Below are 25,335 nucleotides of genomic sequence, written 5' to 3' on the forward strand. Positions count from 1 at the left end.
TCGCGACACCGGGCTTTTTTCATGTCGCGGATACCACGCCGAGCGCTTTGCGAACTTCCGGCGCAACCTTGGTGCCGAACAGCTCAATCGATTTCATCGTATATTTATGCGGCAGATTGCCGAGCGCTGTCTGGAACAAAAAGCGGTCGTGCTTGAAGTAGCTGTGTTGGGCGAGAATCTTGTCGATGACCTGCTGCGGACTGCCCACCAGAAGAGATCCACGCGGTTCGCGCATTGCGTCGAATTGCTCTCGCGTGGTTGGCGGCCAGCCGCGTTCCCGGCCAAGCTTTGCCATGACTTGTGAATAGGACGGATAGAATTCATCCGCTGCTTGTTGAGCGTTTTCAGCCACATAGCCATGCGAATTGATTCCAATTTTGAGCTTTTCCGGCGCATGATCCGCTTTTACGCCAGCTTCACGATAAAAATCGGTCAGCTGGGCAAACCGTTCCGGGTAGCCGCCGATAATGGCGAGAGCCAATGGTAATCCGAGCAGGGCGGCGCGACCGACGGAAGCTGGCGTACCGCCAACGGCGAGCCATATGGGCAGCTGTTCCTGCACGCCACGGGGATAGACACCACGCCCGTCAATGGCTGCGCGCGTCGTCCCGGTCCAGCTCACGCGTTCGTTGTCGCGGATCGTTAGAAGCAGATCGAGTTTTTCGGCAAAAAGCGTGTCGTAATCGTCGAGATTGTACCCGAAGAGCGGGAAGGATTCGATGAACGAACCACGTCCGGCCATGATTTCAGCGCGTCCATTCGAGATCAGGTCCAGCGTCGAAAACTGCTGGTAAACGCGCACGGGATCGTCGGACGACAAGACGGTGACTGCGCTCGTCAGCCGGATGTTTTTAGTGCGCGAGGCCGCAGCAGCCAGAACAACGGCGGGTGCGGATACCGAATAATCGGGCCGATGGTGTTCGCCAAGGCCGAAGACATCGAGCCCCACCTGATCGGCCAGCTCGATTTCCTCGATCAGATTGCTGATACGCTGTTGCGGGGCGATCGGCTTTCCGGTTTCCACGTCTGGACCAAGATCGCCAAAAGTATAGATTCCGAGTTCCATACGGTCTCCGCAGGTTGTTTTGATACGTTAAAGCGCGTTTCGATCTGATTGGATCAGATCGGCGCTCTAACTCTTTGTTTTAACGCGCATCTTGTTCCGAAAACCGTTTCACACTTTTCGGGATGCGCTCTAAAGCCGGATGGCATTTACCGTCCGGCTTTGCTTTTAAAGCAGAAATGCGATCAAGAAGCAGTAATCAATAGGCTGCGGTGAAACGCTTGCCGATATGCTTGCCCTGTTCGGCCTCATCGACGATAGCGACAGCCAGATCAGCGACCGAAATAGTGCTTTCGCCCTTGTCGTTGAAAACGGGCTCGTCACCGCCAAGACGATATTTGCCCGTGCGTTCACCCGGCTGAAGAATGATCGCTGGCGACACGAAGGTCCAGTCGAGGCCACTTTCCTTGCGCAGCTCGTTCAGCGCTTCGCGGGCGCCCAGAGCACCTTCTTTCCATTCTGCCGGGAATTCGGCGGAATCGACAAGTTGCTGGCCGTTGATCGACAGGCTACCAGCACCACCGACCGCGATTAGACGCTTGACGCCTGCCTTCTTGGCTGCCTCGTTGATCGAGCGGCTGCCCTTGATGTGGTTTTCACGAATATTCGTGTCGCCCCAGCCGGGATTGAATGCGGAAATGATGATGTCATGTCCTGAAAGCTGGCTGGCGAGCGCATCCGTGTCGTACACGTCCGTTTTCACGGCGGTCACGTTGGCAAGCTTTTCCACCTTTTCCGGGTGGCGTACCAGCGCCGTAACATGATGGCCGCGCGATGCGGCTTCCTTCAAGATTGCTGCGCCAACAAAACCCGTTGCGCCAATCAGTGCGATTTTAGCCATTCCAGTTCCTTCCTTACGCTTTTGTAGTTCAGCCATTTAAGGTATGTTTCATAATCAGGTTATTTCTGGTAACTACATATGTCAGGCTACCGGGCTTGTGAAGAACGCACTTCTACATGGGTAGGAAACATGGAAGTAACCGTCCAAAAGGCAAGATAAGGACGTTTGGACGTGTGGGGTTGTTAGCCCATGGGCTTGGCGGAAGGGCAGACGCAAGCATCCGGTTTGATCCCAACAAGCGAGTATGTGATAAGAGTGACTATGACGATACCGACACGACCAGACGCCAAGACGCCGCTTTTGTCTTCCACACCGGCCTTTGAGACGGACGGCAAGGGTTCTTGCCCGATCCGTGATGTGCTCGACCGGGTTGGCGACACGTGGAGCATTCTTGTTATCTTCAGCTTGCAGAGCGGTTCCATGCGTTTCAATGCCTTACGGCGAGAAATTGAAGGAATCTCGCAGCGTATGCTGACGGTCACGCTGCGTTCGCTCGAACGCGACGGGCTGGTTTCGCGCCATGTACGACCGACTTCACCACCGGAAGTCGAATATTCGCTGACCGAGCTTGGTCATTCGCTGGCGGGGCCTATCGACAGTTTGGGGCAATGGGCGGTTGCAAACCGGGCGTCGCTACGCAGTGCGCGCTCTCGTTTCGACAGCGAGCAGGACTAGCGGCGGGAACTGATTTCTATCCGTCGCGTTGGCCTTGGGGCGGCGCAAAAGGAGAAGAGTTCATGCCTGCAAAATCTCAAGCCCAGCAAAAGGCTGCCGGTGCTGCGTTGGCGGCCAAGCGCGGCGAGATCAAGGTCAGCGAGTTAATCGGCGCATCGAAAGAGATGTACGAATCGATGAGCGAGAAAGAACTGGAAGAATTCGCCGAGACCAAGCGCAACGGTCTGCCTCAGCATGTCGACGACAAAAAGAACACCTGACTTGGGATCAGGTGCTCGGTTCTGTGTGGCTGTTGCCGATCAAATTATTGTGCGGCTTTCGTTTGAACCAGTTCGATGGCCGTCAGCTTACCATTGGTGATGCCGCAACGCAGATTGACGCCATCCCATTTATAGCCCGTGCTCTTGATACGCGCTTCGCCCGGCACCGAGATGACGGCTGAGACCTTGCGCGGGTCCTTGGCGCTGAACTTCGATGATGTGTCATTGGTTGTGGCCGACGAAATATCGTCTTTTGTGAAGCCTAGACGGTCGTATTTCTTGTCCTTTTTCACCAGATCATAACCGCTGGCCACACAATCGGCCACCTGTGGCGAGGCCTGCTGGTCCTTGACCAATGTCTGGTAATTACCCGTAAAATCTTTCGAGCGCTTCGGAACAGCGTCCGCGTGAGCGGCGGTCACAAAGCCGATGGCGCAAAGGGTGGAAAGTATAATTTTGGTCAATTGCATGCCCCATATCCTTTTCGGAAACCCTGCAAAATAGGCAAAGAGAGCGGTTCCAGTGATTCTGTCACAGGCGGACCCGTTCTGGAATCGATAATACCGCATCAAACTAGAAACCGGATTTGGATTTTTTTATGAATTCCGGGCGGTTATGCACTTTTCTCACTGGCATATCCGGGCCGTGCAGCTTTTGCCGTGGCATCCCTGATCAAGATGCATGTTGGTGCGGTGCGCCGCATCGCCATCCGGGCCGATGACGGTCATGAAAAGCTTGCAGCTTGCGCCGTGCACAGCGCGCCAGAAGGCCTTTTCCTTGTCGGCGCCATTCCAGCCGCTTTCCAGCTGCGTCTTGCTGCCGTCCGAGAATGTGAAGGACATGATGTCGAGCGCATTGCCAAAGGCATGTTCCGACACGCGGCCTGTGGATGCGCCATTCACCTTGCGGCATTGATAATCAGAGCCGGTGCCGATCTGGGTAATCTTGATATCCTTGCCGTAGATATCCTGTGCTGCGTTTTTAACGTCGTTGCTCCATTGGGCGAGTGTCACCGCCATGGCGCAGTTCGTCGTGACGGGATTGGCAAGCTTGAGCGGCTCATTCTTGCCGATTGCCGTCAGTGAGAGCGGCGAATGGAGACCGCATTGCGCGCCGTCTTCGATGGGTGTCAGAAGTTTGCCCTCTACTTCGCCGGAAATCAGCGCGGGGCACGCCACCTGATAGACGCGTCCATCAGCGGCAGGTTTTGAAGGCTGCGGCTGTTCTGGCTCCGCCTGTTGTGGCGGGGTGGGCTTTTCAGGCGGAATGATGACGGCGGGCTCTGCCTCGGTCTTCGGTTCGGGAGCAGGCGCTGGTCTGGGTGCCGGTGTTGGAACAGGAACGACAACAGGCAATGCTGACTGTGGTGCAGGTTTAGTCGGAGCTTTATCCTGCCGGGCTGGCGGCTTTCTTTCCTGCCGTTTCTTTTGCGGGTTGGCCGACAGGCGCTTGCGCTGTTGCTTTGCCTTTTGCGCATCGCGCTTCAGGATTTTTTCGATGAAGTTTTGCGCCTGTGCGGGCTGAGGATAAAGAGCCGTTTCTCCCGTAAAACCGAGGAAACTGAGGAGGAGAACAGCGGCAGTTGAATTTCTACGGGATAGGAAACGGGGTAGGACCAGCAACACCAATGAATACCTCATTTTCTACAGCCCCGACTGCATAATGCCGCAAAGAGAAGCCGCGTTCCTTCACGCTTGATGGCAATATGTTGCAAAAGACGGCGAAAAGCGCTTTAAACGCCCGGTTATCTGGGCTTTGGCAAGCGTTCGAACTTGACAAGATGACATGCACATGACTAAAAGCCCGCCATCGCTGGCGCTTTAACGCGCTGGCGTTTCATTTGACGTGTCCCGTGGATGAAGATTGCGCTCGCGCGCTTCATCCTGTCAGTCCTCGAAAACGGAGGGCAGAGGAGGGCGCGTTTCCTGTCTGCGCCGTATGGCGCACTAACTTTTTGAAGGAAATGCGATGAGCAAGCGCGAATCCGCAAAGTATAAGATTGATCGCCGTCTTGGCGAAAACATCTGGGGCCGCCCGAAGTCCCCGGTTAACCGTCGTGAATATGGCCCGGGTCAGCACGGCCAGCGCCGCAAGGGCAAGCTCTCGGACTTCGGTGTGCAGCTGCGCGCCAAGCAGAAGCTCAAGGGTTTCTACGGCGATATCTCGGAAAAGCAGTTCCGCAAGACCTATGACGAAGCCGCTCGCCGCAAGGGCGACACGGGTGAAAACCTGATCGGTCTTCTCGAATCACGTCTGGATGCTGTTGTGTACCGCGCAAAGTTCGTTCCGACGATCTTCGCTGCACGCCAGTTCATCAACCACGGTCACGTGAACGTGAACGGCCGTCGCGTCAACATCCAGTCCTACCGCCTGAAGGCCGGTGACGTTGTTGAAGTTCGCGAAAAGTCGAAGCAGCTGGTTGTTGTTCTCGAAGCTGTTCAGCTCGCAGAACGCGATGTGCCGGACTACATCGAAGTTGATCACAATAAGATGGTTGCGACCTACGCCCGCGTTCCGACCCTGACGGATGTGCCTTACGCCGTCCAGATGGAACCGAACCTCGTGGTCGAATTCTACTCGCGTTAATCTGGTCGCCTTCGGGCGCCACTTATCGCAAAGAAATGGCCGTCCATGGTTTCCCCATGGGCGGCTTTTCTGTATGTAAAGCGCTATACCAGACAGCATCCGAGAAGAGCCATGAACGCTTTCGATCCGAATATTGCGCCAGATAATTTGCCCGGTATCTCGGAAGAGACCGGCGGAGACGGTTGCCATCCGCTGTTTCGCGACGTGCCCGCCACGGTCGAATTCAACAAGCTGCGCAAGCGCCTTCTACGTCTGACGCGTCAGGCTATCGAAGACTTTGCTATGGTGAAGCCCGGCGAGCGCTGGATGATCTGTCTTTCCGGCGGCAAGGATTCCTATGGCCTGCTGGCGCTGCTGCTCGATCTTAAATGGCGCGGCCTGCTACCGGTCGAACTGCTCGCGGTCAATCTGGATCAGGGACAGCCGAATTTTCCAAAGCACATTCTGCCGGATTTCCTGAACCGCTATGGCATCGAGCATCGCATCGAATATCAGGACACCTATTCCATTGTGACGGACAAGCTACCAGAGAACAGCACCTATTGCTCGCTCTGTTCGCGCCTTCGTCGCGGAAATCTCTATCGCATTGCGCGCGAGGAGGGCTGCTCGGCCATCGTTCTCGGCCATCATCGCGAGGATATTCTCGAAACCTTCTTCATGAACCTGTTTCATGGCGGACGCCTTGCCGCCATGCCGCCGAAGCTTCTGAACGACGAAGGCGATCTGATGGTGTTCCGCCCGCTGGCTTATGCGGCGGAAGACGATCTGGAAAAATTTGCAACCTCCATGCAGTTTCCGATCATTCCCTGCGACCTGTGCGGTAGCCAGGAAGGGCTTCAGCGCAATGCCATGAAGGCCATGCTGACGGATATTGAAAAGCGCATGCCGGGCCGTAAGGACACGATGATCCGCGCCATGACCAATGTGCGCCCGAGCCATCTTCTGGACCGCAAGCTGTTCGATTTCGCGGGCCTGATGGCTGGTCCGCAGGACGAGAAGAATGAAGGGAATGACAGTGCGCTTTGATGAAGGCCAGATCGACTGGCTTGCCGATCTTCTGGCAGAAGCTGCCCAGCAAGAAATCATGCCGCGTTTCCGCACGCTCGACGCGGACGATATCCGGCAGAAAACGTCCCCCGCCGATCTGGTGACGGAAGCCGACGTCAATGCAGAGCGCTTTATCACCGCAAAGCTGAAAGAACGCTATCCCGATGCGATGATTGTGGGCGAGGAAGCGTGCTCCGACAATCCAGCCTTGCTCGATGGACTCGGCGATGCCGATTTTGCTTTCACCATTGATCCGGTGGACGGCACGTTCAATTTTGCATCCGGCGTACCGCTGTTCGGTGTTATGCTAGCGGTCGTGTCGAAAGGCGAGACCGTTGCCGGCATCATCCACGATCCGGTCGGCAATGACTGGATCACGGCCACAAAGGGCAGCGGCAGCTATATTCGCCATGCCAATGGCAGCACGCGCAAGGTCCGCGTTGCAGCGCCCGCCGCTATCGACCAGATGACAGGCACGATCTCGTGGCAGTACACGGCGGAACCGCTGCGGTCCCGTCTTGCGCGCAATCATACGAAATTCCTGTCGCAGATCGGCTATCGCTGTGCAGCGCATGACTATCGCATTCTCGCGACCGGCGGCGCGCATTTCGCGGTCTATAACAAGCTGATGCCCTGGGACCATCTGCCCGGCGCACTGATCCATCAGGAAGCAGGCGGCCATCTCGCCCGTTGGGACGGTAGCGATTATCATCCGTCGCATATCGGCGGGGGCATATTGGCTGCGCCGAGTAAGGACAGCTGGCAGGCTATTCAGGCCACGCTCTGGGAAGAGTAAAAACAAAACCCGCCGGAATGGCGGGTTTTTTATTCTCATTGAAAATCAACCGACCACATGTTCGGCAGGCGGGTTCTGCACCCGGAAGAGCTTGCCGCGTTCGGCGATCAGCACGCAGATCAGCGCGACGAAGCCAAGCACGCCATAGCCCATGGCGACCGGCGTCGTAGTGCCGTCGAAGGCCTGACCGATGATCGCACCCAGCGCAGCACCGATGACCGTCTGGGCAAAGCCGAGAACGGACGATGCCGTGCCTGCAACTTCACCAAGCGGCTCCATCGCAAGCGCGTTGAAATTGGCCGTCACGAGGCTGAACGAGAACATGATGGTCATGTAGATCGCCATCAGCAGCGGGAACGGCACCGGATCGACCAGCACGATCGACAGCACCATCCAGAGCAGGCTGAAACTGGTGAAAACCAGCAGCATGGACTGGGAGATGCGGCGCATGCCGTACCGTCCGACGAGGCGGGAGTTGAGGAACGACGCCAGCGCCAGTGTCATGGCGACCGCAGCAAACGCCAGCGGAAAGTAGGAGCCGAGCTTGTAGATATCAACGAAGATTTGTTGGGCGGAATTGATATAGCCGAACAGCGCGCCGAGGATGAACGACGTGCCAAGCATGTAGAACAGCGCGACGCGGTTCGACAGCACGATACCGAAGCCGCCGATCACGCTTTTGATGGTCAGCGGGCGGCGCTGGTCTGTGGGCAGCGTTTCAGGCAGGCGGATGAAGGCCCATATGCCGACGATCAGCGCCATCACGGCCATGGACAGAAAGATCAGGTGCCATTCGCCAAACAGCATGATCAGCTGTCCGGTGGCGGGTGCGACCACCGGCAGGATCATGAAGATCATCATCACCAGCGACATGACTTCCGCCATCTGGCGACCGGCAAAACGGTCGCGCACCACTGAAACGGCAATGACGCGGGTGCCCGCGGCACCCAGTCCCTGAAGCACGCGCAATATGATGAGCGTGGTGAAATCCGTGACCATGGCGGCACCGAGCGCGGCCAGCACATAGATCACCAAGCCGCCGAACAGTGGCAGACGGCGACCGAAACGGTCGCTGAGCGGTCCATAAAACAGCTGCGAGACACCGAAGCCCAGCAGATAGGCGGTGATCACGAATTGCACATGGTTTTCAGACTGCACGCCGAGGCTCGCGCCGATCTGCGGCAGGCCGGGCAGCATGATATCAACCGCCAGCGCATTGATGGCCATGATAGCCGCGATCAGTGCAATGAATTCGCCGCGCCCGTGTATGGAGGTCTTCTGGTCCGGCGAGGCGTTCTTTATGTCGATCGGCATGACTGACATTCCTTGGCATACTGACGCGCCGCGCCAGTAAAGGGCGGTACGAACGTCGAAATCTCGAAAATGAGGCACCCGGCAGAAACTGCCGTCGGATAAAAACGAAAAGGCGCCGATAAACGGCGCCTTTTGTAAAAAGCTAAGACTAAAGCCGTATGACCGGCTATTAATCCTCAAGCAGCCTTGGTGGCAATACCTTTATCGGTAAAAAGTGCTTGTAATTCGTTGGACTGGAACATTTCGCGCACGATATCGCAGCCACCGACGAATTCACCCTTCACATAAAGCTGCGGGATGGTCGGCCAGCTGGAATATTCCTTGATGCCCTGGCGAATCTCGTCGGAGGCAAGCACGTTCACGCCCTTATAGTCGACGCCAAGATAGTCGAGGATCTGAACGACCTGACCGGAAAAGCCGCACTGCGGAAAGCCGGGCGTGCCCTTCATGAAAAGCACGACGTCGTTGGTCTTCACTTCATTGTCGATGAAATCGTTAATGCCGGTCATCTCGTTTCCTTTCAGAGCGTGTGCCCAATGTCGTTGGAACATATGGGGCCGCATCACGCTTCAAACAAACTCGCCGGGTCGATTTCCGGCTTAATTGGGAGGTCTCTCCCAATATAATCATTTCCATGCTCGTAACCACCCCGTGCGGGTGAAAGCAAGTCAAATACGCGCGAAGTGCCGGATTGAAGGGGCAACATCTTGCCGCAGCAGATGCCGTCCGCTCAATAAGCGCTTCGGTTCACTCCGGAACGCTGGTCTGCAAGGCAAGCGCGTGAAGCACGCCGCCCATATTGCCCTTCAGCGCGTCATAGACCATCTGGTGCTGCTGCACGCGCGACTTGCCGCGGAAGCTCTCCGCGACCACTTCGGCTGCATAATGATCCCCGTCACCGGCAAGGTCGCGGATCGTCACCTTTGCGCCGGGAATCCCTTCGCGTATCAGTTTTTCGATCTCATGTGCGTCCATAGCCATGCAAATACTCCCGCCGTTTCCAGCTTCTTGTTACCCATCGAATCGTATCGCACCATCGTGGAACGTCAATGTGTATCTGTCTAATGTTTAAATGCCACACAGGTGGTCCATACAGGCAAAACGCCCGGATGAGATGTTCATCCAGGCGTTTTAACTTCTGCTGGTTCAGCGACGATCAGTTATCGCTGACCAACTCACCGCTCATGAAGCCCGGGAACCAGTCTTCGAAAGCCCGCGTCAGTTCGGTAACGCCGACATTGACGCTATCGCCGATGGTCAGACGGTCGCCACCGACCTGACCCAGAATGCGGAACGGAATGCCTGCACCCTCGGCATTGAGCGCGATGAGCTTGGCCATTTCCGGCGTGGCGGCGATCACATAGCGCGCCTGATCTTCACCGAACAGAACAGCGTGCGGCAGGCCGTCACCAGCATTGAGGGTTGCGCCCTTGCCAGACTTGATCGCCATTTCGGCGACAGCGATTGCCAGTCCACCGTCGGAAAGATCGTGGCAGGCCGTAACCTGACCATTGCGGATTGCCGAGCGGACGAATTCGCCATTGCGCTTTTCAAGCGCGAGATCGACGAACGGGGCAGGGCCGTCGGCACGGTCGAAGAGATCGCGCAGATAGACCGACTGGCCGAGATGCGTGCCGTCTCCGCCAAGCAAAACCAGCGTGTCGCCGTCCTGCATGCCGCCGATCTTGGCCGTTTGCGTCCAGTCCGGAATAAGGCCGACACCGGCAATGGTCGGCGTCGGCAAAATGGCCTGACCGTTGGTCTCGTTATAAAGCGAGACATTGCCCGAAACGATCGGGAAATCGAGCGCGCGGCAGGCTTCGCCAATGCCTTCTATGGCCTTGACGAGCTGGCCCATGATTTCCGGCTTTTCAGGATTGCCGAAGTTCAGATTGTCGGTCGAAGCCAGCGGCTCTGCGCCGGTCGCGGTGATGTTGCGCCAGCATTCGGCAACCGCCTGCTTGCCACCTTCGAAGGGATCGGCTTCGCAATAGCGTGGCGTCACGTCCGACGAGAAGGCGAGCGCCTTGGTGTCATGGCCTTCAACGCGGATCACACCGGCGTCGCCGCCCGGAACCTGCAGCGAATTGCCCTGAATGAGCGTATCATATTGCTCATAGACCCAGCGGCGCGACGAAAGGTCAGGCGAGCCGATGAGCTTGAGAAGCGCTGCCGAATAGTCTTCCACCTGCGGCACATTGCTGGCCGGGAGTGGCGCATGCTTGCCCGGTTCCATCCACGGACGATCATATTCCGGCGCTTCGTCGCCCAGATCCTTGATCGGCAGATTGGCGACTTCTTCGCCTTGATGAATGACGCGGAAACGCAGATCGTCAGTCGTCTTGCCGACAATGGCGAAGTCGAGACCCCATTTGCGAAAGATCGCCTGGGCTTCGGCTTCCTTTTCCGGCTTCAGAACCATGAGCATGCGCTCCTGGCTTTCCGAAAGCATCATTTCATAGGCGGTCATGTTCTCTTCGCGAACCGGAACATGATCGAGAATGAGTTCGATACCGAGGTCGCCCTTTGCGCCCATTTCAACAGCAGAACATGTGAGGCCCGCCGCACCCATGTCCTGAATGGCGATGACTGCGCCTGACGCCATCAGCTCAAGGCAGGCTTCAAGCAGGCACTTTTCGGTGAAGGGATCGCCGACCTGAACGGTGGGGCGCTTTTCTTCAATCGATTCGTCGAATTCAGCCGAGGCCATGGTCGCGCCGCCGACGCCGTCACGGCCCGTCTTGGCGCCAAGATAGACGACCGGCAGGCCGACGCCCTTGGCTTCCGACAAAAAGATGCCGTCATGCTTGGCAAGACCGGCTGCAAAAGCATTGACGAGGATATTGCCGTTATAACGCTTGTCAAAGTTCACTTCGCCGCCAACGGTCGGCACGCCAAACGCGTTGCCATAGCCGCCGACGCCGGACACGACACCGGACACCAGATGGCGGGTCTTCGGATGATCCGGCTCGCCAAAGCGCAGCGCATTCATCGCAGCAACGGGACGCGCGCCCATGGTGAACACGTCACGCAAAATGCCGCCCACGCCGGTCGCCGCGCCCTGATAGGGCTCGATATAAGACGGGTGGTTGTGGCTTTCCATTTTGAAGACGACGCAATCGCCGTCACCAATGTCCACGACGCCTGCATTTTCGCCGGGGCCCTGAATGACGCGCGGACCGGTGGTCGGCAGCGTGCGCAGCCATTTCTTCGAGGACTTGTAGGAACAATGCTCGTTCCACATGGCCGAGAAAATGCCGAGTTCAGTAAAGCTCGGTTCGCGACCGATCAATTCGAGGATGCGCTGATACTCGTCCGGCTTGAGACCGTGGGATTCGATAAGTTCCGGCGTGATATCGCGCTTATTGGAAATAGTCATGGAGATGAGGGACCCCGTCGCAGGCTGTGGCACCCGGAAACTTCTGGCGAAGGGCGGACACCTAAGGTTTCAAGGGGTCTCTTTAACCTAACTCTGTTGGAAGCGCGACAGGAAAATGCCGCTTTCCCGGCCTGATTCAGCATCTGATTGCATCGAAACTCTATCAGCCCGGCAAGCGGCAGCGTTTACACGCTGCCCTCATAGCCCGCCTGTTCGTTTTCAAGCAGACGCCGCAGCGTCAGAAAGCTGTCTTCGACAATGTTCCTGTCTATCGGTGACGAGAAGGCGACGCGCACGCGGTGGTAAATCTGATCGACGCGACCGGCTTTGAATTCGTCCTCATCGTCAATCAGAATGCCGCTTTCATAGGCCGCAGCCTTGAATGTGCCGGAGAGCCATGGCTCGGGCAGTCCCATCCAGAGAAAAGGGATATTGGGGCGGGACACGAAATCGAAGCCGGAAAACACGCGGCGCGCTATTTCTTCACGCGCTCTTGTTTCTATACGGCTTTTTTCGCGGATATCGTCGGCGGCGCCGGACAGCACAAGCTGTGCGCCGGTTTCAGCCAGCAGAAAAGCCACGCCGCCCGTCATCATCTTGTGCGTGACCTTGACCCGTTGCGCGCAATGCGAAGGGCAGGCGGCCCAGCCGCTGCGTATGCCAGCGGCTACCGCCTTTGAGAGGCTCGACACGACGAAAGTGCGCTCCGGTGCAAAGCTTGCCAAGAGCGGAATGTCGCTTTCGCACATGCTGCCGTAAATGTCGTCCTCGATGAGCCAGACATTATACCGCCGCGCAATATCGGCTATCGCGCGACGACGCTCCGCCGTCATGGTCGCAAGCGTCGGATTGTGCAGCGTTGGCATGAGAAATGCCAAAGTAGGGTGCTGCTGGCGGCAGGCGCGCTCGAATTCCTCCGGGATGAGGCCGTATTCATCATGCGCAGCCTGAATAGTGCGACGACCGAGAAGTCGCACCGAACGGCTGATCTGCGCATAGGTCAGGTTTTCAAACAGAATGCGGTCGCCCGGATTGGTGAAAGCCGTGATGATGGCAATGCTTGCGGCCTGCGCGCCATTGGTGATGACGATATTGTCGAGATCCGGCTGCCAGTCGGCCCTGCCGAGCCATTTCTGGCCCGCTTCCAGCCAATGCTGCGGAAACTGACGCGAATAGTTGGCAATCTCCTGCGGAAAATCGCGGTGAATGTCGGCGCTGATCCGCGCCAGCACATCGTGCTGGCCGACTTCCGGCGCCGAGGTGGAATCGAGCCGGATTTTACCCGTTGGCACGTCAGCCGGTTTCGTACCAATCAGTCCGGGCGGAACCAGCCCGGATTCGGACGACTCTTCACCTAGCACATAGGTGCCGCGCCCGACTTCACCGGTGACGAGGCCACGCTCATGGGCAAGCGCATAGGCGCGCCCGATTGTACCGATTGTCACCTTCAAATCGTAAGCGAGATTGCGCTGCGGCGGCAGTTTCACGCCCGCAGGCAATCCACCATTGCCGATCGCTTCCTCAATCGCATCCGCCAATTGCAGGTAAAGCGGGCCGGTTTTGCACGATAGGTCAGGAATCCAATTTGTCATGGTGACAACTTATAAATTGTATCGGTTACGGAGTCAATTATAGAGTCATTTCGCAGCCGATTGATGCCCCTATATCCAGATTGCCGTGAATGACCTTCAAATCTGGCCCCCTATGGCATCAGGCGCGCACATGAATGGACGGAACGATGTTTTACTTCAGACTGCAGACAGAGACAATAGATACAATTTCCCCCATGCCGGATGCGGATCGTATAAGCGAACTGCCCCGTGGGTTGCATGCTCAACTGGAGGCTGCGTCGGGGGAAGCGACGGATGCGGGCCTGCTGCGTCGGCTCTTCAACTGGCTGTCACACAAAAGCATGATGCGTCGCAGTCGCCTTGCACTGTTCGAAATGACCGAGGAGCAGTTGCGCGATATTGGCCTCAGAAGAAGCGAAGCCGAGCGGGAAGCGCGCAAGGTACGTTTTCATCTGCGCTGAAATTCCCAAACCCGCTCCGGGCTTACGCGCGTGCAGGAACATGCCTGCAATCGTCGAGCTCTATATGAGCAGTATCGAAATAATGGCTATGGCAAAATAGCGAGGCAGAAATCCAGCGCAAGTACTTGTAATTGTTCATATTGGTGAATTTGGTAGCATCCTAATTATCAATCCATTCGCATGAAGCTAATGTTTGAAAAGAGGAGGCTGCTGTAATGAACTACATCAGGCCAACCAATGATGTGATTGACGCAATTACTATTCTGCCGGAAGTCGATATTGCGAGTGATTTAAGCAAGGGCTTGCGCGCTCGGTCAGTTTCGGTTGTGCCGCACAGGATACGCAAGGCTTGGACAGGGCTTGTCGATAAAGTCCGGGCATCTTCGTCAAGACGTCGGACCCGGAAGATGCTTATGGAGCTGGACGATAGACAGCTTAAAGACATTGGCATCAGGCGGGACGAAATCTGAAGCTTTGAAACGGGAAGCGACCGCCTGCGCTGCCAAGAACGAATTCGATGTGAAGAACTGAAACACACATTCGCTGTCGTCGACAGCTGTTATAGAGATGACCCCTCCCGCATTTTTGCGGGAGGGTTTCAATTTTAGCAGCCCTTCTGGCCAGATGCCCAGCGGTTGACGTCACTGAGAATGCGGTTGCCGTGGCTTTCCTGGAGCATCGGGCCGAAGGTTTCGACACGGGCGGGATTGCCTTCCGCCTGAACGACTAGCAGCGGGCGCGCTGCCGGATTGTTCCCCGGCACGACGAGGATACGCGGACGACCGCTGAAAGAATTGAGTTCCGGTGCCAGCGAATAGCTGCGGAAATCCTTGTCCTTCGATTTGAACCAGCAGCTATTGGCGGCCAGTGCAATGCGTTCCATCGTCGGTAGCGCAGCCTTGCTGACATTCTGCGTGACTGGTCCACTGGCCGGACGCGGCGTACAGGCCGCAAGAAGCGCAATCGCAGGCAAGGCGATGAAAGCGATGGTCTTTTTCGTCAAGAAACGAACTCCAAAAGGGCGTGCCACCGGGGAGGACTGGAGGCGCGCAGAGGGGGAATAATGACAGGAAGGGGCGGCGCAGCGGGCTCTCAGTCCAGCTGCGGCATGAAGGCCTTTAGTCCATCGCTCATCTCGTTCCAGATGCGCTCAAAAGCCGGATGTTGCTTTGCCTTCGCGGCATAGGCATCGAATTTCGGAAACGCGTCCAGCAAATCCGGCTTTCCCGAAAGCTTCTTCAATGGTTCCATGAGAAAGCGCACCGGTAGCAGCCAGGCATCAGCCAGCGTCGGCTCTTCGCCAACGGCATAAAACGTATCCGGGAGGCGATGTTCGATCACCGACAGGCCCGTATTCAGTTTTTCGAACAGGCGGTCGATGGTTGCGCTGTCACGCTCCGGTTTGCTCAGCAGGATGAACAGCTTCATCGCCGGTCCAAGAACTTCCAGCTCCACAACGCGGGCCAGAAGCCGGATCAGCGCGCGCTGGCGCGGCGTGCCGGGCAGGAGCGGCTTTTCAGGAAAATGATCTTCGAGATATTCGGCAATCACAACGGCTTCAAAAAGCGTTTCGCCGGAACTGGTAATCAGCACGGGAACACGGCGCAAAGGCGTGATTTCACCGAAATCGGCCGGGAAGGGATAGGGCAGTGTGATCGGCTTGAAAGGCAGGTCCTTCAGATAGAGAACGCTGCGCACGAAAGCGGAGTAAGGAGACAGAGGCCGAGAATAAAGCTGCATGATTTTGTCCCCCCGATTCGGTTGCCAAGGAATTCTCCCAAGGCAAAACTGCCACGAAAGCAGGCGACAAGCTAGACTGGTTTTCGTCGTCGAGGGTGCGGGCAGGGAACGTTATCTTACCGGCAATGCAATTCGGTGAAGAAAATGAAAAAGGGCGGTCTCATAGAGAACCGCCCTTCTTCGAAACTTATCAGGCTGCGATGCCCAGCGCGCCCGCAAAAAGCGCCCGCCCATCGTCGCCGCCATGGGCCGCTTCGATCAGATTTTCCGGATGCGGCATCATGCCAAGCACATTGCCGCGCGCATTGACGATACCGGCAATATCATTGACCGAACCGTTTGGATTGGTGCCTTCCGCATAACGGAACACGACCTGACCTTCGCCTTCGATACGCTTCAGCGTCTCGGCATCGGCGAAATAATTGCCGTCATGATGCGCGACCGGGCAGCGGATGATCTGGTTCGGCTGATAGCCACGGGTGAAGGCGGTGTTCGCATTGCTGACTTCAAGCTTCACTTCGCGGCAGACGAACTTAAGCGAGGCGTTGCGCATCAGCGCGCCCGGCAGCAGTCCGGCTTCAACGAGAATCTGGAAGCCGTTGCAAACGCCCATGACCATGACGCCCTTGTCGGCCTTCTCACGCACGGCCTGAAGAACCGGCATACGGGCCGCAATTGCGCCGCAGCGCAGATAGTCGCCGTAGGAGAAGCCGCCGGGGATGAGGATCAGGTCGACATCGTCCGGGATGCTGGTATCGGTCTGCCAGACAGTGACAGGAGCCTGACCGGTGATCTTGGTGAGCGCTGCGATCATGTCGCGGTCGCGATTGAGGCCGGGAAGGAGAATGACAGCGGATTTCATGAGCGTCTGCTTCCTTTGTTTGGCTCAGCCGATGGCGATGGAATAATCTTCGATCACCGTATTGGCGAGGAGCTTGTCGCACATGGCCTTCAGGTCTGCTTCGGCCTTGGCCTTGTCGGTGCCTTCGAGTTCGAGGTCGAACACCTTGCCCTGACGGACCGAATTGACGCCGGCGAAACCGAGGCTGCCGAGTGCGCCGACGATAGCTTTGCCCTGCGGGTCCAGAACGCCGTTTTTCAGTGTAACGGTGACGCGTGCCTTGATCACTCTTAAGTTCCTGTAGCTCTAGATTTGGTTCTTACAACTTCAGATGAAAATCTGGAATTGCCTGTCGCGAACGAAACAGCCCGGAAGGTGTCTGTCTTAGCGGCTCCCGGGCTGATCGGATTACTTCACAAGCACAGGGCCGGAAGGACGGGGCGAGTCATTCTCGTTCATGATGCCGAGACGGCGCGCCACTTCCTGATAGGCCTCGACCAATCCGCCCATATCGCGGCGGAAACGGTCCTTGTCTAGCTTGTCATTGGTATTGATATCCCAGAGACGAGCCGAGTCCGGGGAGATTTCGTCGGCGACGACGATACGCATCATGTCGCCTTCCCACAGACGTCCGCATTCGATTTTGAAATCGACAAGCTGGATGCCGACGCCAAGAAACAGACCGGAAAGGAAGTCGTTGACGCGAATGGCAAGAGCCATGATGTCATCGATTTCCTGCGGGCTGGCCCAGCCGAATGCCGTAATGTGTTCTTCGGTGACCAGCGGGTCTTCGAGCGCATCGGCCTTGTAATAGAACTCGATGATCGAGCGCGGCAGAACCGTGCCTTCCTCGATGCCGAGGCGCTTGGACAGCGAGCCTGCTGCAACGTTGCGGATCACGACTTCAAGCGGAATGATTTCCACTTCTTTGATCAGCTGCTCACGCATGTTGAGACGGCGGATGAAGTGGGTCGGAATTCCAATGCGGTTCAGCTGCGTAAAAATATATTCGGAAATGCGGTTGTTGAGTACACCCTTTCCGTCCACGACTTCGTGCTTTTTCTTGTTGAACGCGGTTGCATCGTCCTTGAAGAACTGGACAAGCGTTCCTGGCTCGGGGCCTTCGTAAAGAATCTTGGCCTTGCCCTCGTAAATACGGCGGCGACGGTTCATGGCTTTTCTCGGATTTCCATATCTATGGTGATCGGCTCTAAGCCGCTATTCTCGCGGGCTACCTATAGCAAATAAGGGCTTTTAACAATCCTGCTTCGTGCCCGTTCCCCCGTTTTCGGTGATTCTGAAACGCGTTTCGATCCGATTCTATCAGCCTGGCACTCCAATCCTTTGTTTTGGTGCGCATCTTCTCCGAAAACGGTTTTACACTTTTCGGGATGCGTTCTCATGCAAGATTATGGACGAACAGCAAGAAATTGATTTGCCGCTCTTGTATAATCTTGCGCCCCTTGCCAGCTTTAGGCAAGAGAATGGGTGACGATCTCATTCCTAATGGCAGTTGTTGGGAGTTTTGTGAATGACGACAGGTATGGATGATCGCCGCGATGCTTTCGAAAAGAAATTCGCGCACGATGCTGATTTACGCTTCAAGGCCGAAGCGCGCAGAAACAAGCTCCTCGGATTGTGGGCTGCCGAGCGTCTTGGCAAAAAGGATGGCGAGGCCGAGGCCTATGCCCGCGATGTCATAGCAGCCGATTTCATCGAGGCCGGTGATGACGATGTGTTTCGCAAGATCCGCACCGATTTCGACGAAGGCGGTGTCACCGATAGCGACGAAACGATCCGCGAAAAAATGCAACTGTTCCTAGAGGAAGCGATCCGTCAGATACAGCAGGATTGATATCATGGGGTGGAAGTGCGGCTAGTGCTTCCACCCCATTTTTATTTACCTGCTATTGTGAAATGCCGTTCTTATGAAATGAAGGAAATTCCTATGTCCCTGTCTTCGCGTCTGCGTGCCGGTGAAACCGTGCTCTCCGCGTGGTCGTCTCTCCCTGAGCCGCTGACGGTCGAAATCCTTGCACACACCGCCTTTGACGCCGTGACGCTGGACATGCAGCATGGCGGTCATGACGAGGCGAGTGTGCTGCGCAGCGTCGGTCACGTGCTGAATGCCGGAAAGCCGCCGGTGGTGCGTATTCCGGTGGGACGCTTCGACATGGCAAGCCGCGCACTGGATTTCGGCGCGGAGGCAGTGATCGCTCCAATGATCAATTCCGCCGAAGATGCGCGCAAGTTCGCAGCAGCCATGAAATATCCGCCGGTGGGCGAACGTTCATGGGGTGTTTTCCGCGCCAATGCCGATTATGGCACACCCGGCTCCAACGATTATCTGACCACGGCAAATCAGGACACGCTGGCTTTCGCGATGATCGAAACGCGTGACGCTTATGATGTGCTGGATGCCATTCTCGATGTGCGCGGCATTGACGGTGTCTTCGTCGGCCCCGCCGATTTCTCGATTGCCTGGAGCAATGGACGCGAGGCCAACCCAAATTCCGACGCCATTGTCGAGCCGATCAGCAATATTGCGCGCAAAGCCGCTGCCGCTGGCAAGATCGCGGGCATTTATTCGCCGTCGCCGGAATTTGCGCGACGTTATATTCCGCTGGGTTTCCGTTTCGTGACGGTCAGCAATGAGGGCGGCTACCTCCGTCTTGCTGCACAACAGCTTGTGGACGCCGTTCGCGCCTGATTTTAGCTTGCATTGTTGACTACCAAAAAGGCGGGTTCAAACCCGCCTTTTGTTTCAGTGCTGCTTGGGTGCTTGTAGCTGCGTCATAAACTCCGCAAACACCATGGAGCCTTCCGGCCATGGTCCGTGACCGGAATCCGCGTTGATATGACCCGACTCGCCCGCATCGATCAGCATGGCGCCCCAATCCTTCACGACATCTTCGGCTGCTTCGAAGCTTGAGAAAGGATCGTTGCGGCTCACGACCGTGATGGTCGGGAAAGGCAGTCGGTCGCGCGGATAGGGGCCGAAGGTCATCAAATGCTTCGGGCGGATGCTTTCGTTCGAAACATCTGGCGGGGCAACGAAAAATGCGCCCGCGATCTTGTGCTGGATCAACGGCACGGCATGCAGGGCTGTGGCCACGCCGAGAGAGTGCGCAACCAGCACTATCGGCTTGGTGGCCGCATTCGCCGCCTTGACGACTTCGCCCACCCAATCGTCGCGAACCGGCTTCGACCATTCGGCCTGCTGCACGCGGCGCGCTGTCGAGAGTTTGTTCTCCCAACGGGTCTGCCAGTGGTCAGGGCCGGAATTGGTGTAACCGGGGATGATGAGGATATCTGCGTCTTTGACTTTCATAGCACCCATTTAGATTGCCTTTGTGACTTCTTCAAGCACCGGCGATGCCGCTGAATGTTACGAATGATGAACAGCCTGTTCTCAGATCGCGATCTTGTGAAGGATCCCGCAAACAGCGATGTTTAGCGGGAACAGAACGCGAAGGAGAGCATAGGCCATGACAATCAGCAGACGTTCGGTGCTTGGCGCTACGGGAGCTGCTTTAATGGCCGGTATAGTGCCCGCGCGTGCAGACATGCCGTCGAAGGAGAATGATATGACACAGCAATTGAAGACGCCGGTTGCCGAGACGACCCGTCCGGTTGCTCCGCTTCCATTTGCCATGACTACGCCAATGCGCGTGGCGCGTATTGGTCTCAAGGCACGCGATGCGGAAACATTGGCCGAATATTATCGCGACGTTGTCGGCTTGCGCGAAATGAGCCGCCGCGGCGCTTCCATCGTGTTGGGCGCTGGGGATCGCGAACTGATGGAAATCGAACAGTTTTCCGCTGCTCGCGCGGATGATCCGCGCAGCGCCGGGCTATACCACACGGCGTTCTTGCTGCCGACGCGTGGCGATCTGGCGCGCTGGTCGCGCCGGGCTATCGACAAGCAATTGCCGGTTGCCGGCGCTTCAGACCATGATGTCAGTGAAGCCATCTACCTGACTGACCCGGAAGGGAATGGCATCGAGATTTATTCCGACCGCCCGCATGAGAAGTGGCATTGGAATGGTGACCGCGTGAAAATGGGCACGGAAGCGCTCGACGTGCGTGGCCTGCTTGATGTCATCAAGACCGAAGGCGGAGAATGGACTGGCGCGCCGCAAAACACCGTTGTCGGCCATGTGCACCTGCGTGTTGGCAATGCGCATGAGGCCGAAACCTTCTGGCACAACGAGCTTGGGCTGGAGACGGTGCAGACCTATGGCGACCGGGCTGTGTTCATGTCCACGGGGCGTTACCATCACCATATCGCAGCCAATGCCTGGCAGAGCGCCGGTGCCGGTAAGCGTGATGCAGATCGTACCGGACTTGCCTGGGTTGAGCTGGAAGATACGCGCGGCGGTAACGATAGCTCCTTCGTCGATCCTTGGGGCAATGTGGTCAATACGATCAAGACCAAGGCCTGATAGAACCAATATCCCACAATAGAAAAGCCCCATGTTTTCAAAAACATGGGGCTTTTTTGTATACGGCTATCACTTGAGGCGTGATCGTTTCAGATCAGCCGGACACTTGTTTTCTCCCTCATCCTGAGCAGGCGCGAAGCGCCGTGTCGAGGGCGAGGGCAGGCGCTTTGCTTGTTTCCCTCTCCTTCGATCCTTCGACATACTCAGGATGATGTGCCGTTTTCAACGGCTCCTCAGGATGAGGGAAAGGCAGTGCCAGAGCCGAAATCTCCTCAACCGAAGACGCGTTTGAAAATCGTATCCACATGCTTGGTGTGGTAGCCGAGATCGAACTTCTCACGAATTTGCTCTTCGGAAAGGGCTGCGCGCACTTCCGTGTCTGCCAGCAGTTCTTCAAGGAAATCGGCACCCTGTTCCCAGACTTTCATGGCGTTGCGCTGCACGAGACGATAGGCGTCTTCGCGCGATACGCCTGCCTGCGTCAGCGCCAGCAGCACGCGCTGCGAATGCACCAGACCGCGGAACTTGTTCATGTTTTTCAGCATGTTGTCCGGGTAGATCACCAGCTTTTCGACCACGCCAGCCAGACGGTTGAGCGCGAAGTCGAGGGTGATGGTGGTGTCAGGTCCAATAGCGCGCTCGACACTCGAATGCGAAATATCGCGTTCGTGCCACAGAGCGACATTTTCCATGGCAGGCGTGACCGACATACGCACGAGACGGGCGAGGCCGGTCAGGTTTTCGGTCAGAACCGGGTTGCGCTTGTGCGGCATGGCGGACGAACCCTTCTGGCCCGGAGAGAAGAACTCTTCGGCTTCCAGAACTTCGGTGCGCTGCATGTGGCGGATTTCGATGGCGACATTTTCGATCGACGAAGCGATGACGCCAAGTGTTGCAAAGAACATCGCATGACGGTCGCGCGGAATGACCTGCGTGGAAACCGGCTCGGCTTCGAGGCCAAGCTTGGCGCAGACATATTCCTCAACGCGTGGATCGATATTGGCAAAAGTGCCGACAGCACCGGAAATCGCGCCGGTTGCGATTTCTGCGCGGGCCGCGACGAGGCGGGTGCGGTTCCGCTGCATTTCCGCATAGAAACGCGCGAAGGTGAGACCCATCGTGGTCGGTTCGGCGTGAATGCCATGGCTGCGGCCGATGCGCACCGTATCCTTGTGCTCGAAGGCGCGGGTCTTGAGCGCGGTCAGAACGCGGTCCATGTCGGCGAGCAGGAGGTCGGCAGCGCGAACCAGCTGGACGTTGAGCGTGGTGTCGAGCACGTCCGACGAGGTCATGCCCTGATGCACAAAGCGGCTGTCGGGGCCGATGAATTCGGCAAGATGTGTCAGGAAGGCGATGACGTCATGCTTGGTGACGGCTTCGATTTCGTCGATGCGAGCGACGTCGAACTTCGCGACGCTACCTTTTTCCCAGATGGTCTTGGCAGCTTCCTTGGGGATGACGCCCAGTTCGGCCAGCGCTTCGCAAGCATAGGCTTCGATCTCGAACCAGATACGGAATTTCGTTTCCGGAGACCAGATAGCGACCATTTCTGGCCGGGAATAGCGCGGGATCATGGGAGCGTCCTGTAGAAAGTGAGGGTTTAACGATTACGCGCGGCTTCCGCCGCAGCACGAATGGCGTCGATATTGGCGCGGTAGGTCTCGACCGAATTGCCTTTGTAGACAGCGGAGCCCGCGACGAGAATATTCGCGCCAGCTGCAACCACCGAGCCTGCGGTTTCCGGCGTCACGCCACCATCGACTTCGATGTCGATCGGACGGTCTCCAACCATTTCACGGACGCGCTTGATCTTGTCGAGCATCGGCGTGATGAATTTCTGGCCGCCGAAGCCCGGATTGACGGTCATGACGAGGATCAGGTCTACATCGTCCAGAATATTGCTGATCGCTTCGACCGGTGTTGCCGGGTTGAGCGCGATACCGGCCTTCTTGCCGAGCGCACGGATCGACTGCAGCGAGCGATGCGTATGCGGTCCGGCTTCTGCGTGCACGGTGATCAGATCGCAGCCTGCATCGGCAAAGGGTTCCAGATAGGGATCGCACGGCGCAATCATCAGATGCGCGTCGAAGAATGCCTTGGTGCGCGGGCGGATCGCTTTCACCACCTGCGGGCCGAATGTGATGTTCGGCACGAAATGTCCGTCCATGACATCGATATGGATCCAGTCGGCACCGGCTTCCAGCACGGCATCGACTTCTTCGCCAAGACGGGCAAAGTCGGCGGACAGAATGGACGGGGCAATGGCGATGGGGCGCATGGCGATAGTCTCCTTGGCAGCGTGGCTTGCCCGTATCATATGAACAGCAAAAATCCTATCCCCAGCGCTTGTGGAACCACATCCACTGGCCCGGATATTCGCGCACCCATTGCTCGACCGTGTCATTGAGCAATTGCGCGGTGGCGTCGATATCGATCTGGCCCTTGTCGTCGCGTGGCAATTCCATGCGCTCGTAAAGTTCAAGCCGATAGCGTCCGCCGGGCAGGCGGATACAGCGCGCCGGATAGACATCGCAATCATATTGCCGCGCAAGCTTGGCCAGCAGCGGATTGGTCTTCACCGGGCGGTTGAAGAATGTGGAAGGCACGCCACGCGAGAATTTCTGGTCAACGAGCATACCGACATTGCCGCCATCGCCGAGAATACCCGCCAGCGCCCAGGCAGCGCCTGCCTTGGAAGGCACGAGATGGCCCATATTGGTATGGCGCGCTTTCAGAACCTTGTTGGCGATATAGGGATTGTTCGGCGGACGAAACAGTGCGGTGACATTCAGGCCGAATGTGGCTGCGCAGATCGGCAGCAGTTCGAAATTGCCGGTATGGGCGGTGAAGAAGATATGCGGCTTCTTTTCATCGCGCAGGCGTTCGAAAATCGGAATGCCATCGACTTCAATCAGGCCCGGCTTGGCAGCGTTCGGATCGAAATCGAAAATCGCATCGAGGAAAATATACTCCGCCAGCAGCCGCGCCATGGAATCCCACATGTCGCGCGCGATCACTTCGATCTCGGCGTCACTCTTTCCGGGATAGGCTTGGCGCAGATTGTTGGTTGCGATCTTGTGGCGCGGCGTCAGCGGCCCGATGAGACGGGCCACCTTGGCCGAAAAGCTGATGGCAGCTTTCGCCGGAAACAGGCGCAACAGGCCAAGCAGCACAAAAACGGCCTGAGCCCAGAGCCAGTAATTGAACTGCTTCAGCTTGCGCGACCAGCGAAAGAGCAGGAGCTTCAGTTTGAACATCATGACAAGGACGGGCTTCAGTCAATCTGGAGAATGATCTTGCCGAAGACGTCGCGGCCTTCCATGCGCTTCAGGGCCGTGTCGATATCGTTGAAATCGACAACCGTATCGATGACCGGGTGCACGATGCCGCGCGCCATTTTCTGCATGGCATCCGCCATGTTTTCCATGCGGCAGCCAAATGAGCCCAAAATCTTGAGCTGCTGCTGGAAGAGCTGCATAAGGTTCATGTTGGTCGAAACGCCCGAGGTCGATCCACAGGTGACAAGACGCGCGCCGCGCTTCATGCAGAGCATCGAACCGGCCCAGGTATCCGCGCCGACATGTTCGAAGACGACATCGACGCCCTTCTTCTTGGTCAGCTTGCGCACGACGCCTTCGAAGCGGTCTTCGCGATAGTTGATGACGTGATCGGCGCCGAGAGCCTTGGCCTTCTCGATTTTGTCGTCAGAACCGACCGTGGTGATGACGGTGCAGCCCATCTTCTTGGCAAGCTGGATCGCCGCCGAACCGATTCCCGAGCCGCCAGCCTGGACGAGAACGGTTTCGCCCGGTTCCAGCTTGGCATTGTCGAACAGCATGTGCTCGACCGTGCCGAAGGTGACAGGCGCGACGGCAGCGCCGATGGCGTCAACGCCGGGAGGTGCTGCCACGAGCAGGCGAGCCGGAAGGTTCACGGCCTCGCAGGCAAAGCCGTCGAGATGGAAACCATGAACGCCGCCGACATGTTCGCACAGATTGTCACGGCCTTCACGGCAGGCGCGGCAAAGGCCGCAGGTGCGCGCACCATAGATCGAAACAAGCTGGCCGGGCAGCAGATTGGAAACGCCGGGACCGACGGCATCGACAACGCCGGAAGCTTCCGCACCGATCACCAGCGGCATCTTGCGTTTGGCGAAAGCCATACCGCGCCAGCCCCATACGTCGATATGGTTCAGCGCGACCGCCTTGATCTTGACCGTGACTTCGCCAAGGCCGGGAGGCGGCGGCGGTGCAATGTCGGTGATTTCAAGGCGACGGTCGTCGAGAAGCTGCAAAGCGCGCATGGGCTCTTCCTTT

General features: G+C 57.1%; 29 protein-coding genes. 10 read left to right on the forward strand and 19 right to left on the reverse strand.

Annotated elements, in window-relative coordinates; translation table 11 throughout:
- Positions 1-19: 19 nt before the first annotated feature.
- The gene (locus ABWW11_RS05900) at positions 20-1,066 is read right to left on the reverse strand and encodes an LLM class flavin-dependent oxidoreductase (RefSeq protein ID WP_121535854.1); all 1,047 of its coding nucleotides are present in this window, start codon (positions 1,064-1,066) and stop codon (positions 20-22) included.
- Between the two features lie 196 nt (positions 1,067-1,262).
- Entirely contained in the window at positions 1,263-1,904 is a 642-nt protein-coding gene (locus tag ABWW11_RS05905) for an NAD(P)-dependent oxidoreductase (RefSeq protein ID WP_109368813.1), read from the reverse strand.
- A gap of 261 nt (positions 1,905-2,165) precedes the next feature.
- Between ABWW11_RS05905 and ABWW11_RS05910 the strand changes: the two genes are divergently transcribed.
- Together ABWW11_RS05910 and ABWW11_RS05915 are read left to right on the forward strand one after the other, a co-directional pair.
- Positions 2,166-2,579 carry a winged helix-turn-helix transcriptional regulator gene (locus tag ABWW11_RS05910; RefSeq protein ID WP_121535857.1) on the forward strand — a complete coding sequence of 138 codons (414 nt, stop codon included), beginning with the start codon at positions 2,166-2,168 and terminating at the stop codon, positions 2,577-2,579.
- A 62-nt stretch (positions 2,580-2,641) separates the two neighbouring features.
- Positions 2,642-2,839 carry a DUF3008 family protein gene (locus tag ABWW11_RS05915; RefSeq protein WP_121535860.1) on the forward strand — a complete coding sequence of 66 codons (198 nt, stop codon included), beginning with the start codon at positions 2,642-2,644 and terminating at the stop codon, positions 2,837-2,839.
- Between the two features lie 44 nt (positions 2,840-2,883).
- Here ABWW11_RS05915 and bspC read toward each other — a convergent pair whose 3' ends face one another.
- Both bspC and ABWW11_RS05925 read right to left on the reverse strand, forming a co-directional pair.
- Positions 2,884-3,309, reverse strand: coding sequence for a type IV secretion system effector BspC (gene bspC, locus ABWW11_RS05920; protein ID WP_121535863.1), 426 nt, complete (start codon positions 3,307-3,309; stop codon positions 2,884-2,886).
- A gap of 156 nt (positions 3,310-3,465) precedes the next feature.
- Positions 3,466-4,479, reverse strand: a complete 1,014-nt coding sequence (locus tag ABWW11_RS05925; RefSeq protein ID WP_319080315.1) for an extensin-like domain-containing protein — start codon at positions 4,477-4,479, stop codon at positions 3,466-3,468.
- Between the two features lie 328 nt (positions 4,480-4,807).
- On the opposite strand from ABWW11_RS05925, the gene rpsD reads away from it, so the two are divergent.
- From rpsD to ABWW11_RS05940, 3 genes are all read left to right on the forward strand, one after another.
- The gene (gene rpsD / locus ABWW11_RS05930) at positions 4,808-5,425 is read left to right on the forward strand and encodes a 30S ribosomal protein S4 (protein WP_121535869.1); all 618 of its coding nucleotides are present in this window, start codon (positions 4,808-4,810) and stop codon (positions 5,423-5,425) included.
- Between the two features lie 111 nt (positions 5,426-5,536).
- The gene (gene ttcA, locus ABWW11_RS05935; protein WP_121535872.1) at positions 5,537-6,451 is read left to right on the forward strand and encodes a tRNA 2-thiocytidine(32) synthetase TtcA; all 915 of its coding nucleotides are present in this window, start codon (positions 5,537-5,539) and stop codon (positions 6,449-6,451) included.
- On the forward strand, positions 6,441-7,268 hold the full coding sequence (locus tag ABWW11_RS05940) for an inositol monophosphatase family protein (protein ID WP_121536294.1): 828 nt from the start codon (positions 6,441-6,443) through the stop codon (positions 7,266-7,268). Before ttcA ends, ABWW11_RS05940 begins: the two co-directional genes overlap by 11 nt.
- A gap of 45 nt (positions 7,269-7,313) precedes the next feature.
- Here ABWW11_RS05940 and ABWW11_RS05945 read toward each other — a convergent pair whose 3' ends face one another.
- The 5 genes from ABWW11_RS05945 to ABWW11_RS05965 all read right to left on the reverse strand — a co-directional run bounded on the left by ABWW11_RS05945 (position 7,314) and on the right by ABWW11_RS05965 (position 13,553).
- Entirely contained in the window at positions 7,314-8,582 is a 1,269-nt protein-coding gene (locus ABWW11_RS05945) for a multidrug effflux MFS transporter (RefSeq protein WP_121535875.1), read from the reverse strand.
- A 176-nt stretch (positions 8,583-8,758) separates the two neighbouring features.
- Entirely contained in the window at positions 8,759-9,091 is a 333-nt protein-coding gene (gene grxD, locus ABWW11_RS05950; protein WP_078338449.1) for a Grx4 family monothiol glutaredoxin, read from the reverse strand.
- A gap of 238 nt (positions 9,092-9,329) precedes the next feature.
- Complete coding sequence (locus ABWW11_RS05955) at positions 9,330-9,563, reverse strand: BolA/IbaG family iron-sulfur metabolism protein (protein WP_007874594.1); 234 nt, start codon at positions 9,561-9,563, stop codon at positions 9,330-9,332.
- 175 nt (positions 9,564-9,738) lie between these two features.
- Entirely contained in the window at positions 9,739-11,961 is a 2,223-nt protein-coding gene (gene purL, locus ABWW11_RS05960) for a phosphoribosylformylglycinamidine synthase subunit PurL (RefSeq protein ID WP_121535878.1), read from the reverse strand.
- Between the two features lie 185 nt (positions 11,962-12,146).
- Positions 12,147-13,553, reverse strand: coding sequence for an aminotransferase-like domain-containing protein (locus tag ABWW11_RS05965; protein WP_121535881.1), 1,407 nt, complete (start codon positions 13,551-13,553; stop codon positions 12,147-12,149).
- 134 nt (positions 13,554-13,687) lie between these two features.
- Here ABWW11_RS05965 and ABWW11_RS05970 point away from each other — a divergent pair, with 134 nt between their 5' ends.
- Together ABWW11_RS05970 and ABWW11_RS05975 are read left to right on the forward strand one after the other, a co-directional pair.
- Positions 13,688-13,993, forward strand: a complete 306-nt coding sequence (locus tag ABWW11_RS05970; RefSeq protein ID WP_109368821.1) for a DUF1127 domain-containing protein — start codon at positions 13,688-13,690, stop codon at positions 13,991-13,993.
- 215 nt (positions 13,994-14,208) lie between these two features.
- Positions 14,209-14,463, forward strand: coding sequence for a YjiS-like domain-containing protein (locus ABWW11_RS05975; RefSeq protein WP_109368822.1), 255 nt, complete (start codon positions 14,209-14,211; stop codon positions 14,461-14,463).
- 134 nt (positions 14,464-14,597) lie between these two features.
- Here ABWW11_RS05975 and ABWW11_RS05980 read toward each other — a convergent pair whose 3' ends face one another.
- The 5 genes from ABWW11_RS05980 to purC all read right to left on the reverse strand — a co-directional run bounded on the left by ABWW11_RS05980 (position 14,598) and on the right by purC (position 17,747).
- Positions 14,598-14,996: a hypothetical protein gene (locus ABWW11_RS05980; protein ID WP_319080314.1), complete on the reverse strand. Its 399-nt coding sequence runs from the start codon at positions 14,994-14,996 to the stop codon at positions 14,598-14,600.
- 89 nt (positions 14,997-15,085) lie between these two features.
- Positions 15,086-15,733 (reverse strand): glutathione S-transferase family protein, encoded by a 648-nt coding sequence (locus tag ABWW11_RS05985; protein ID WP_319080313.1) that lies wholly within the window; start codon positions 15,731-15,733, stop codon positions 15,086-15,088.
- 190 nt (positions 15,734-15,923) lie between these two features.
- Positions 15,924-16,595, reverse strand: coding sequence for a phosphoribosylformylglycinamidine synthase subunit PurQ (gene purQ, locus ABWW11_RS05990; protein ID WP_109368825.1), 672 nt, complete (start codon positions 16,593-16,595; stop codon positions 15,924-15,926).
- A gap of 24 nt (positions 16,596-16,619) precedes the next feature.
- The gene (purS, locus tag ABWW11_RS05995; protein WP_124915641.1) at positions 16,620-16,862 is read right to left on the reverse strand and encodes a phosphoribosylformylglycinamidine synthase subunit PurS; all 243 of its coding nucleotides are present in this window, start codon (positions 16,860-16,862) and stop codon (positions 16,620-16,622) included.
- A 120-nt stretch (positions 16,863-16,982) separates the two neighbouring features.
- Positions 16,983-17,747: a phosphoribosylaminoimidazolesuccinocarboxamide synthase gene (purC, locus tag ABWW11_RS06000; protein WP_109368827.1), complete on the reverse strand. Its 765-nt coding sequence runs from the start codon at positions 17,745-17,747 to the stop codon at positions 16,983-16,985.
- Positions 17,748-18,105: 358 nt separating this feature from the next.
- On the opposite strand from purC, the gene ABWW11_RS06005 reads away from it, so the two are divergent.
- Together ABWW11_RS06005 and ABWW11_RS06010 are read left to right on the forward strand one after the other, a co-directional pair.
- Positions 18,106-18,429: a DUF1476 domain-containing protein gene (locus ABWW11_RS06005; protein ID WP_109368829.1), complete on the forward strand. Its 324-nt coding sequence runs from the start codon at positions 18,106-18,108 to the stop codon at positions 18,427-18,429.
- Positions 18,430-18,516: 87 nt separating this feature from the next.
- Complete coding sequence (locus tag ABWW11_RS06010) at positions 18,517-19,284, forward strand: HpcH/HpaI aldolase family protein (RefSeq protein WP_209445956.1); 768 nt, start codon at positions 18,517-18,519, stop codon at positions 19,282-19,284.
- 54 nt (positions 19,285-19,338) lie between these two features.
- On the opposite strand, the gene ABWW11_RS06015 is transcribed toward ABWW11_RS06010, so the two are convergent.
- Positions 19,339-19,905: an alpha/beta hydrolase gene (locus ABWW11_RS06015; RefSeq protein WP_121536296.1), complete on the reverse strand. Its 567-nt coding sequence runs from the start codon at positions 19,903-19,905 to the stop codon at positions 19,339-19,341.
- A 157-nt stretch (positions 19,906-20,062) separates the two neighbouring features.
- Here ABWW11_RS06015 and ABWW11_RS06020 point away from each other — a divergent pair, with 157 nt between their 5' ends.
- Positions 20,063-21,019: a VOC family protein gene (locus tag ABWW11_RS06020; RefSeq protein ID WP_371830779.1), complete on the forward strand. Its 957-nt coding sequence runs from the start codon at positions 20,063-20,065 to the stop codon at positions 21,017-21,019.
- A gap of 272 nt (positions 21,020-21,291) precedes the next feature.
- Here the strand turns inward: ABWW11_RS06020 and purB are convergent, their stop codons facing one another.
- From purB to ABWW11_RS06040, 4 genes are read right to left on the reverse strand one after another with little or no spacing between them, the layout of a single operon-like run.
- On the reverse strand, positions 21,292-22,593 hold the full coding sequence (gene purB, locus ABWW11_RS06025) for an adenylosuccinate lyase (protein ID WP_121535896.1): 1,302 nt from the start codon (positions 22,591-22,593) through the stop codon (positions 21,292-21,294).
- A gap of 26 nt (positions 22,594-22,619) precedes the next feature.
- Positions 22,620-23,297, reverse strand: coding sequence for a ribulose-phosphate 3-epimerase (gene rpe, locus ABWW11_RS06030; RefSeq protein WP_109368833.1), 678 nt, complete (start codon positions 23,295-23,297; stop codon positions 22,620-22,622).
- 55 nt (positions 23,298-23,352) lie between these two features.
- Positions 23,353-24,279, reverse strand: coding sequence for a lipid A biosynthesis lauroyl acyltransferase (locus ABWW11_RS06035; protein WP_121535899.1), 927 nt, complete (start codon positions 24,277-24,279; stop codon positions 23,353-23,355).
- Positions 24,280-24,293: 14 nt separating this feature from the next.
- The gene (locus ABWW11_RS06040) at positions 24,294-25,322 is read right to left on the reverse strand and encodes a zinc-binding dehydrogenase (RefSeq protein WP_121535901.1); all 1,029 of its coding nucleotides are present in this window, start codon (positions 25,320-25,322) and stop codon (positions 24,294-24,296) included.
- Positions 25,323-25,335: the final 13 nt, after the last annotated feature.

It is taken from the genome of Brucella sp. NBRC 113783 (assembly GCF_040372265.1).
GTDB lineage: Bacteria > Pseudomonadota > Alphaproteobacteria > Rhizobiales > Rhizobiaceae > Brucella > Brucella teleogrylli.